Source organism: Binatus sp. (SeqCode), from assembly GCF_049584895.1.
Classification (GTDB): domain Bacteria; phylum Desulfobacterota; class Binatia; order Binatales; family Binataceae; genus Binatus.
The window spans coordinates 1-9,712 of sequence record NZ_JBAUYR010000021.1 but is presented as its reverse complement, the minus strand read 5'-3'; the positions used below and the strand labels follow the sequence as shown (position 1 = coordinate 9,712).

At 60.8% G+C, this 9,712-nt stretch carries 9 protein-coding genes; 3 read left to right on the top strand and 6 right to left on the bottom strand.

Going from position 1 to position 9,712, the window contains the following annotated elements:
- Positions 1-441: 441 nt before the first annotated feature.
- Both WB650_RS03745 and WB650_RS03740 read right to left on the bottom strand, forming a co-directional pair.
- Positions 442-1,101: an OmpA family protein gene (locus WB650_RS03745; protein ID WP_423959481.1), complete on the bottom strand. Its 660-nt coding sequence runs from the start codon at positions 1,099-1,101 to the stop codon at positions 442-444.
- Positions 1,102-1,310: 209 nt separating this feature from the next.
- A complete protein-coding gene (locus WB650_RS03740) occupies positions 1,311-3,182 on the bottom strand; it encodes an ABC transporter ATP-binding protein (protein WP_423959479.1) in 1,872 nt (623 codons plus the stop codon).
- A 204-nt stretch (positions 3,183-3,386) separates the two neighbouring features.
- On the opposite strand from WB650_RS03740, the gene WB650_RS03735 reads away from it, so the two are divergent.
- Positions 3,387-3,947 (top strand): c-type cytochrome, encoded by a 561-nt coding sequence (locus WB650_RS03735; RefSeq protein WP_422301465.1) that lies wholly within the window; start codon positions 3,387-3,389, stop codon positions 3,945-3,947.
- On the opposite strand, the gene WB650_RS03730 is transcribed toward WB650_RS03735, so the two are convergent.
- The 4 genes from WB650_RS03730 to WB650_RS03715 form a co-directional block, all read right to left on the bottom strand.
- Positions 3,948-4,448, bottom strand: coding sequence for an N-acetyltransferase family protein (locus WB650_RS03730; RefSeq protein WP_423959478.1), 501 nt, complete (start codon positions 4,446-4,448; stop codon positions 3,948-3,950). It lies immediately after the preceding gene.
- Positions 4,449-4,461: 13 nt separating this feature from the next.
- The gene (locus WB650_RS03725) at positions 4,462-5,340 is read right to left on the bottom strand and encodes an LLM class F420-dependent oxidoreductase (protein WP_423959476.1); all 879 of its coding nucleotides are present in this window, start codon (positions 5,338-5,340) and stop codon (positions 4,462-4,464) included.
- An 18-nt stretch (positions 5,341-5,358) separates the two neighbouring features.
- On the bottom strand, positions 5,359-6,135 hold the full coding sequence (locus tag WB650_RS03720; RefSeq protein ID WP_422304172.1) for a hypothetical protein: 777 nt from the start codon (positions 6,133-6,135) through the stop codon (positions 5,359-5,361).
- 66 nt (positions 6,136-6,201) lie between these two features.
- Complete coding sequence (locus tag WB650_RS03715) at positions 6,202-8,268, bottom strand: NAD(+) synthase (RefSeq protein ID WP_423959474.1); 2,067 nt, start codon at positions 8,266-8,268, stop codon at positions 6,202-6,204.
- 342 nt (positions 8,269-8,610) lie between these two features.
- Here WB650_RS03715 and WB650_RS03710 point away from each other — a divergent pair, with 342 nt between their 5' ends.
- Together WB650_RS03710 and WB650_RS03705 are read left to right on the top strand one after the other, a co-directional pair.
- The gene (locus tag WB650_RS03710) at positions 8,611-8,778 is read left to right on the top strand and encodes a hypothetical protein (protein ID WP_422306039.1); all 168 of its coding nucleotides are present in this window, start codon (positions 8,611-8,613) and stop codon (positions 8,776-8,778) included.
- Between the two features lie 279 nt (positions 8,779-9,057).
- Positions 9,058-9,666 carry a VOC family protein gene (locus WB650_RS03705; RefSeq protein WP_423959472.1) on the top strand — a complete coding sequence of 203 codons (609 nt, stop codon included), beginning with the start codon at positions 9,058-9,060 and terminating at the stop codon, positions 9,664-9,666.
- Positions 9,667-9,712: the final 46 nt, after the last annotated feature.

The window sequence follows — 9,712 nt, the reverse complement described above, 5'->3', positions numbered from 1 at the left end:
CCGTCCTGAACTGAATATTGAAGCGCCCACCTGCTATCACTCTGCATGGGACCGCAAGTCTGGACGTTCAGTACACCTTTTCAACGATCTGATTGCGACCAGGGCGGCCCAGTTCTGCAAGTGGCCGTCACCCATCTCCCGCAATAGCAATCCTAATTTCGCGTAAGGATTCGCAGGGCTCAACTCCCGCGCCCTTATGGAGGAGAGCAGTCCGGATACGATGCGAGCCCAATCATCCCAATAGACAAAGAAGAGGGTTAACGCCGTTGCGAAATGCGTTGCCACGACGATGGTCGCGCGTCCCTTCGAAGAAAACCCGCTCTAGCCATCGGTCGTTGGTGTCTCATGCGACCGACCTGACGGGTTGCGGGACTCAGCGGGCGATTTTAGCAGTTGCGGGGCGCTCGCGGGAATGCGAGCGCCCCGTTTTACGTATGCGGGTTATTGTTCGGGGACCAGTTCGACGCGACGGTTTTGCGCGCGTCCTTCGGGAGTGTCGTTGGTCGCCACGAAGTTGGTCTTGCCGTAGCCGTGCGGATGTAGCCGGCTCTCGCTGACGCCATCCTTGGCCAGGTAGTCCACGACCGCGTCGGCGCGCCGATCGGACAATCTCAAGTTGTAGTCCTCGCCGCCGATAGCGTCGCAGTATCCGTTCACGTCGATATCAACGTCGGGATTGGCCTTCAGGGTTGATGCGGCCTCGTCCAGCACGGCCGCGTCGCCGGGCCGGATGTTCGACTTGTTGAAATCAAAATGTACGCCGCGCAGTACCAGCTTCTCCTTAACCACAGGAGCCGGCGGTGGAGGTGGGGGCGGAGGCGGCGGCGGTGGTGGGGGCGGAGGCGGCGGTTGAACGATCGGATCGCAAATATAATGACCCGCGACGCCGCCGACTACCGCGCCGATTCCCGCACCGGCCAGTGCTCCCGCGATTTTGCGCGAGCTCGAGCCGTCCTTGCCTTCGCTGGCGTCGCCGATACCGAAGCCGGCGCCGGCGCCAATCGCCATACCCAGCGCGGCGCCGCCGACTGTGCACCATCCCAACTCGCGTTGCTGCGCACATCCGGTTAAAAGCAACGCGATGCCAGCTACTGCCGGCAACAGAAACGAAGAAATACGCGATCGAATGTTCATGTCCCCTCCCACCATGGCGATCTGTGGCGTCGATGAGTGCGTCGGCGCGAGCAGACACCTCCGCTCAACGAACGGCGTCAAGCTAGTTCAGAGAGATGTCGGAACAATTAGTCAGGGATTAATAGAATGTGACGTGAGCGGGAGTGAATCCCGGGTTGTTAACAACCCGGTCGAGGCTAGATGGTCAGGCTCTGCGCTTCCCAGAGTGCGCGGAAACGGCCGTCGCGAATAGCGCTGAGCGACGACCAATCGCCTGACTCGACCACCTGGCCGCCTTCGACGACGTAAATCAGATCGGCCCATCGGATGGTCGAGAGTCGGTGCGCGATCAGCACGACGGTGAGTTCGCCGCGGCGGCTTTCGATCGCGTCGAGCACGCGGCCTTCGTTTTCGGAATCGAGGCTGTTGGTCGCCTCGTCGAGGATCAGCATCGAGGGACGGCGCAGGAATGCGCGCGCGAGTGCGAGGCGTTGACGCTCGCCCTGCGACAGCATCATGCCGCGGTCTCCAACAACTGTATCGAGTCCGTCTTTCAGTCCCGCGACGAAATCGAACACCGACGCCTGTCGCAGCGCCGCCAGCATTTCGTCCTCGCTCGCTTCGGGCCGCGCCCATTTGAGGTTTGCGCGAATCGTGTCGTGAAACAGAAATGTGTCGGGCGCCACGTAGCCGATTTGATCGCGCCATCCGCGCACGCCTTCGGGACCGAGCGGCCGGCCGTCGAGTCTGAGCGTCCCCGAATCCGGCTGCACCAGGCCCATCAGAATATCGGCGATAGTGCTCTTGCCCGCGCCCGAGGGCCCGACCAGCGCGACGACTTTGCCGGCAGGAATCACCAGGCTCAAATCTCTGACCGCAGCCACGCGCCCCTCGCTGTAGGCGAACGAAAGATGGTCGGCGGCAAGTTCGCGCGTGAGCGACATCCGATCATGCGGATGCGCGGCAGGCTCGGCCGCCGCGGCGCATCGCGCTTCGATATTGAGCAGGTTTTTGAACGACGGCAGCGAATTGACGAAGGCGCGGTAGTGCTGTTGGCCAGTCATGATCCGCGGCATCACACGCGCGAACAGCAGCAACAGGATGAGGATTGCCGCGGGAGATACCGCCAGCACTTTAATCGATACGTACAGCACGACCGCGAGAATCACGACCGACCCGAGTTCGAACCAGGTCGCGGCGATCGCCTGCTGACGAGCGCCGTCGACGTTGGCGCGGACCACGTCGGCACTGAGGTGGGAGTAAATCGAAAAATTGCGTTCCTCGGCGCCGTAGGTTTTGGCCGCTTTCAGACTTTGCAAATGCTCGATGGTGGCGGAGTAGAGCGATTTGTTGGTGCTCGAGACTTCCTCGCCCTGCTCCTGGATCGCGTGGGTTCGTCCACGAAACACGAACGTCAGCAGAGCGCCGGAAACCAACACCAATCCGGTCATCCCGGCCGACAGCGCAAACGCGATCGTCATGTACAAGACCAGCAGCACGATCTCACCGGTGAATACGAGCGCGAGATTGGTTCCACTGCCGATCCGATAAATCTCATGCGTGAGCGCGTGAGTGAAATCCGACGCGCGGCTGCGGCATACGAACAGCCAGTTCGCGTCGGCAATCGCGTGATAGAGACGGCGGCGCATGTGATGCTCGACTTCCTGCTGCACCGCGTACATCCCCACGCTCTGAATTTGTCCGAGCACCGTCCGCGCGCCGACCAGTGTCACGAACACTGCCAGTAGAATAATCAGCGACGGACGCACTCCCATCGCAACGAACGCGTTCGAAAGCATCGCGGCATAGCGTCCCGCCTCGCCCTGCCCTGCCATATTGAAACCCGCAACCTGGAGGGTGGGAAGCAACAGCGCAATGCCGACGCCCTCAGTAAGCGAGAATAGAACCGCGACGGCGACCACGCCGACCAGGTGCCAGCGCGAGACGTGCGCCAGCATCGCGAAATAGGTTCGCAGCGTACTCTTCGGCGGCGCGCTCATGCGGCTATCGGCGATGGCGTCGGTCCGGCCAGCGTGAGCCTTGGAGGCTACTATGGCGGGGGTCGTCAAGGTTGTATTTCCACGAATTGCAACTGTCCGGGCGGCAAAGACGATGCGACGATTGCTCTAAACGCAAGAACCCTTTACATCGCTAGTGAAAGCGACACGAGTTTACAGAGCGGCCGCATCACGGGCAAGTCGGGGCCTCGAATGCGCCAGCTTAACTTCGACCAAGTCCCAGTGCACGATTGTCAGTTGAGAGTTATAGATACCGTGAAAAGAACTTTGCTCGATATTTTTGTAGTGGGCGCGCTCGCGGTGATGGCGTTGTTGGTCGCGATGTTTCTCCTTCTGCCGTGGCTGAACTGGAGCGCCATCAGCAAACCCGGCCGGATCGAAAAAAGATTAGCGGGTTATGCTACGTCAAATTGGATCCACCGCAATGCCGGCACGCAGTCCAATCCTTTGCCGCCGACTCCGGAGAATCTCAAAGCCGGGCAGAGCGACTTCGAAGAGCATTGTGCCGGATGTCACGGCCTTGAGGGCGACGGTGAGAATCGTTTCGAAGCCGACTTCAATCCGCCAATCCCGAAGCTAACCGGCGGCGCTCAAAAATGGTCGGACGGCGAGCTGTATTTCATAGTTGCTAACGGCATCGCGATGACCGCGATGCCAGGATTTGGAAAGAACCACGACCCAAAAGAAATTTGGGGAATCGTCTTGTGGATGCGTCATCTCGCGCAGTTGAGTCCGCCCGAAAAGGAAGCGATCGAGTCGCGCACGCGGATGACCACCGAGCAGCACGAGAAGATGATGAAGGAGGCTCATCCTTAGCTACACCAGCGATTGGAACGGGGCATCGATAGTCATTTCGACCATCGGATTTCCGTCTTCCAGCTTGAAGCTCTTCAATTTCACAAACCCCATCTCTTTGAGGTAGGCAAGGAAGCCGGCGTCAGCCTCGTATTCCACAACCCATGCACGACGCGCAGCTAGATCGATCAGACATTCGCGCAGTTTCGCGAGCAGACGAGTCGCGAGCGTATGGCGCGCAGAAGGCGCGACCACGACGAAGAGCCGATACACGCCATCAAGAGTTTCCCTGCCGTCGATATTTTTGTTGCGATGCTCGACACAGGCGTAGCCGACGATGCGCTCGTCTGAAATCGCGACAAAATGCCGCTGGATGCCGTCCGAAGGAGAAAACGACCGGCGATTGTTCAGCCACTCATCCTGACTGAGTGAATTGGGCAATTCAGAAAGCGACAGTTGCGCCAGGGCGAGAATGGCGGGCCAGTCATCGTCGGTTGGCGCGCGAAGCGTTATATCGCTCATGCTGCGCCTCTATCTACGCGAGCTGGGGGCGGACTTCGGTGTCGAACCGGTCGAGAAATTTTGCGAGCGGGTCGCTGCCGAGCGGGCTTATCAGGAGTTCGTCGACGCCGATTGCGGCGAAGCGGTTCAGGTAGTCGGCGATTTCGGCGGGCGGCGCCAGGATGCCTTCGACGTAGCCGCCGGTCTCGATCCATTTCGGTGCGAAGCCAAGGTACACGCGATGACTGATCGCGAAGCCGTTCAGGTTGCGGCCGCGGCGCGTGGCAATCTCGCGAATCCATCCGATGCGCTCGGCGACCTGGTCGGGATTCATCCGCGTCCCGTGCCATCCGTCGCCGAGCTCGACCGCGCGGCGGATTGCGCGACGGCTGATGCCTCCGACCCAAATCGGGATGTTGCCGGCGGCGGGACGCGGGCCGAAGCGCATGCCCTCGAGATTGAAAAACTCGCCGTGAAATTCAGGGACGGCCGACGACCACACCGCGCGCATCAGCTTGATTGCCTCGTCGGTGTAAGCGCCGCGTTTTTCGAAAGATACACCGAGCGCGCGAAACTCCGCTTCGAGCCACCCGCTGGCGACGCCTGCGATGACGCGCCCCGACGACAGCCGGTCGAGCGTCGCGAGTTCCTTGGCGAGATGAATCGCATTGCGATACGGCACGACGATCACGCTGGTCGCGAGCTTGATCCGATTGGTGACAGCCGCGACGTAGGCGAGCGTCGCGATCGGTTCCAGGATTTCGATCGGCGGCAGCCGTCCGCCCGAATCGGGCACTACCAGGTGGTCGCTGACCCAGATCGATTCATAGCCGGATTGCTCGGCGCGCGTCGCGACCTGCGCGATATCATCCGGACTAGCACCAATCTGCGGCAAATGAAGTCCGATTTTCATGGCCGTTACTCCCGCGCGTTAGTAGTTCGGATCGCCGCCGAGGATCGCAACCATGCCCCGGCAGGTTGGAAAGTCATAGTGCAGCGTGCTCATGCAGAGCTTCCACGCAGAGACGGCGTCGTGCTTGCCGATGAGCGCGAGCAGTTGCGACTTGACGGGATCCTCGACCTTCGCCGCGGCCGCCTGTGCGCGTTCGTGGGCAATCGCGTGCATCTGCTGCAGCTTGGCGAACCGCACCATCCCGGCTTCGGTGGGACATGGCTGCGCCTCGTACCAATTTCCATTTTCCTGGCCGACCGGCAGGTTCACCGTATTGTGGTTGTCTCCACCGTCGAAGTCCATTCGCATCAGATGAGTCGGCGGCATCGGGTAGGTCGCGTATTTCGACGGGTTCAATATGTTCGGCGGCAGTTTGGTAATCTTCAGATTGAATTTCCGGCTGATCGGCAGAGCGAGTTGCCGCTTGATTCGGTCCTGGAGAAAATCTTCGTTCTTGCCGATGCACTTCAAGGTGCTCGGCGCGACCAACTGCCTCATCGCGGCGAAATCCTTCGAGGCCATTGCGTCTGCCACTTTGTGGGCGAATGCTTGCTGCTCCGGCGTCCCCTTCTCGGCTTGTTTCTGCGCCGCCACCTCCTCGGTCGAGAGGGTCGGAACCCCTTGCGGGACAGCGGTCGGCGCGCGCATCGCCCACGGCGATTCATTCGGTTTCGCGGACTCCTGCGGAAAAGCAGGTACGGCCAGCGCGGCGATTATCGCCAGCAATGCGGACGTGGTTCGCAGGAACTTCAGCATCTCACTCCTTCGGCGCGGGCAAGGCGGGTGCCGAGCGACGACCCGGAAATTTTCACGATGGCGAGATTAATCTTTGTCCGGGATCGACTTCAATTGCTCGAGCCATGCGGTCGCCTCGCTGTCCGAGGGCGCGCGCCAATCGCCACGCGGCGACAGCGATCCGCCTGAACCGACCTTCGGCGCGTTGGGAATGGTGCTGCGTTTGAACTGGCTCAACTGGAAAAATCGGTACAGGAACGTGTGCAGATGCCCCTTGATAGTTGCGATGTCGTATTGGTTGCGGCGGTCGGCCGGGATGTCCGGCCAGTCACCCGTGTTCTTGTCGCGCCACGCATTGTAGGCGAGGAACGCGACCTTTGGCGGCGGGTATCCGAAGCGCAGCGTGTAGTAGAGAAAAAAATCGTGCAGCTCATAGGGCCCGATCGTCGCCTCGGTGTCGTGGCTCGAATGCCCATCGGCGGAAGTGCCGGGAATCAGCTCGGGGCTGATCGGAGTCGCGAGGATTTCGAGCAACGTCTTACTGGTATCGCGGCCGAGATTCTCGCTCTGCGCGACCCATCGAATGACATGCTGGATCAGTGTCTTCGGCACGCTCGCGTTGACGTTGTAATGCGACATGTGATCGCCGACGCCGTAGGTGCACCATCCCAGCGCAAGCTCGCTCAAGTCTCCGGTGCCGACCACCAGGCCGCCGCGCAGGTTCGCTAATCGAAACAGATGGCTGGTGCGCTCGCCCGCCTGCACATTCTCGAACGTAACGTCGTAGACTTCCTTGCCCTCGGCATACGGATGTCCGATGTCCTTGAGCATCTGCATGCAACTCGGACGGATGTCTATTTCGTCGGTCGAACAACCGAGCGATTTCATCAGACGGCGCGCCTGCTCGAGAGTGCGCGCGCTGGTGGCGAAGCCCGGCATCGTGACGGCGAGAATTTTTTTACGCGGCGAGCCGAGCCGATCCATCGCGCGCGCGCATACCAGCAGCGCATGCGTCGAATCGATCCCGCCCGAGACTCCAATCACGACCCGTTCGAGCCCGGTCGAGCGCAGGCGCGTCGTGAGACCCTGCACCTGGATGTCGAAAACCTCGGCGCATCGCTCGTCGCGCGTCGAAGGATCCGATGGCACGTACGGGAACCGCTCGTAGCGCCTCTGCAACGGCATCTTTCCGCGTCGCGGCAGCTCGCTTGAAAATGCTATCCGCCGAAAGCGCCGGATTCGCTCATGCTCGCGCTGAGCATTGTCGCCGAACGTGTTTTGCCGCATCCGCTCCTGCGACAGACGTTCGAGATCGAGCTCGGCGCAAATGACTTGCGGCTGGTCCTTGAAGCGCTCGGACTCTGCGAGAATGTTGCCGTTCTCGGCGATCAACGCGTGGCCATCCCACGCGAGATCGGTGGTCGATTCGCCGGACCCCGCCGCCGAGTATGCGTACGCCGCGAGGCATCGCGCGGATTGGCTCGTCACTAGAGAGCGCCGGTAGTCGGCCTTGCCAATCGTGATATTCGACGCCGACAGATTCAGGAGCACAGTCGCGCCCGCGAGCGCCGCGTACGACGACGGCGGAATCGGCACCCACAGGTCCTCGCAAATCTCGGCGTGAAAGGCGAGCAGCGGCTGATCGTCATGCTGGAAGATCAGGTTGTTGCCGAATGGCACCGCGCGAATGCCGGCGAGATCGATCTCGTCGCGAGTCGCGGCGTCGGCCGAGCTGAATTGCCGCGGCTCGTAGAATTCGCGGTAGTTCGGGAGATTGGTCTTCGGCACGACGCCGAGAATCTTCCCGCGATGAATCACGATCGCGCAGTTAAATAGATGATTGTCGATTTGGAGCGGCGCGCCGATCACGCTGACGATAGAGAGCTTGGAGGTCGCGTCGACCACCGCCGCGATCGCGCCGAGGCATGCGTCGAGCAGCGCGCGCTGCTGGAACAGGTCGTCGCAGGAGTAGGCCGTAATGCCCAATTCGGGGAACAGCGCGAGAGAAGCTTTGCGATCGACCGCGTCGCGAATGAGCGCGATGGTTTGATCGGCGTTGTAGGCAGGGTCGGCGACGCGAACGGACGGCACTCCAACCGCGATTCGCACGAAATCGTGGTTGTAGAGATTGAAAAAGCTCCCGTTCCTGGTCACGCCGCCGTCCTCTTATAGGAAGACTGTGCCGATTGTGGGCGGACGGTACAAGATTGGCTGTGCGGCGGCGAACTCTCGCCTTTGTCATTCAGAGCGCAGCGAAGAATCCCGGATCTTTCTCGACGCCTGCCGTCGCACCCCGCCTCTCGACCTCATGCGAGCTGCGAAGCCGGGATTCTTCGCTGCGCTCTGAATGACACAAAGCGGAACGAAGCGGACAATTCTCTTTATTTTTCAGCCACTTGGCGCCACGCAAGGGCCGGTTCAATCCATTGAACAAATTGTTCAATCGAACGTAACGCCTATTTCTATGAAGGGGACCAAAGAGCAGGAGGAACGGTGATGCTTTCGACACTATCTGACGAACACTTTGCCCCGAATGACGGCGTCCGCATGGCCAAAGACCTCAAAACCCGGCTCGGCGACCAACTCGACGAGATCGCGGTGTTCGCCCTGGTGGCAGTCGCCGTCTTCTACATCGCAGCCGCGAGCTGCTGGTTCATTTTGTAAAGGCGTCAATCCCCCGAGCGCGCCCTGGCGGGGAGTTTCTGCGATGAGCGGAGCCCCCGCCAGGAAAATTAAGCGCGAAGTGGGGAATTAGAAAAGTTCCTGCACCGAGTCCCACGCCCGCCGGTGCGCTCCCAAAGGGGGGCGCGCATCGGCGGGCGTTCCTTTTTGCGCGCGCGAAAACACCCTCGCATTCCTTGTCCGGCGTGTCGATCACTGCAATAAGAGGGGAGCGACCCGGCTCCCGCGCCGGATCGAAATGCCGTCGAAGGAGGACTCGCGATGCCAGCCAGCTCAGCCGAGAACGGAAACGGAACCAGGCGCGTCGTACCCGCGAAATTTGCGCACGCCGTGCTCGCCACCAAGCAATTCCAGCCGATGGTCGATTGGTACACGACCGTGTTGCAGGCGGAGGTCGTTCACAGCAACGGCATGCTCGAGTTCATGACCTACGACGACGAGCATCACCGGATTGCGATCGCGGCGGTGCCCGGGCTTGAAGACAAGCCGCGGCATTCGGTCGGGCTCGATCATCTGGCATACACCTACGCCAATCTCGGCGACCTGGTTTTCACTTACGAGCGCCTCAAGCAGGCCGGGATCATGCCGGTGGTGACAATCAATCACGGGCCGACGACCTCGATGTACTATCGCGACCCCGACGGCAACCGGGTCGAGCTGCAAGTCGACAATTTCGATACGGTCGAGGAGCTGAAGGGATTTTTCCAAAGCGACGCGATGCAGAAGAATCCGATTGGCGTGAGCTTCAACCCCGACGAGCTGGCGCGCGAGTATCACGCCGGCGTGCCCGAGTCGGAGCTCAAGAAATACGACGCGACGCGGGGACTCGATCCGGCGACGATGCGGCGGTTGATGGGCGCGAATCAGTAGTTTGAAAATAATTTTGACGGCACGAAGCGGAGCGGCTGGAGTCGAA

Excerpts from the sequence above, each read along its gene's own strand:
- WB650_RS03730 (WP_423959478.1), bottom strand. The coding sequence starts at position 4,448 with ATGAGCGATATAACGCTTCGCGCGCCAACCGACGATGACTGGCCCGCC.
- WB650_RS03705 (WP_423959472.1), top strand. The coding sequence starts at position 9,058 with ATGCCAGCCAGCTCAGCCGAGAACGGAAACGGAACCAGGCGCGTCGTA.
- WB650_RS03725 (WP_423959476.1), bottom strand. The coding sequence starts at position 5,340 with ATGAAAATCGGACTTCATTTGCCGCAGATTGGTGCTAGTCCGGATGAT.
- WB650_RS03720 (WP_422304172.1), bottom strand. The coding sequence starts at position 6,135 with ATGCTGAAGTTCCTGCGAACCACGTCCGCATTGCTGGCGATAATCGCC.
- WB650_RS03710 (WP_422306039.1), top strand. The coding sequence starts at position 8,611 with ATGCTTTCGACACTATCTGACGAACACTTTGCCCCGAATGACGGCGTC.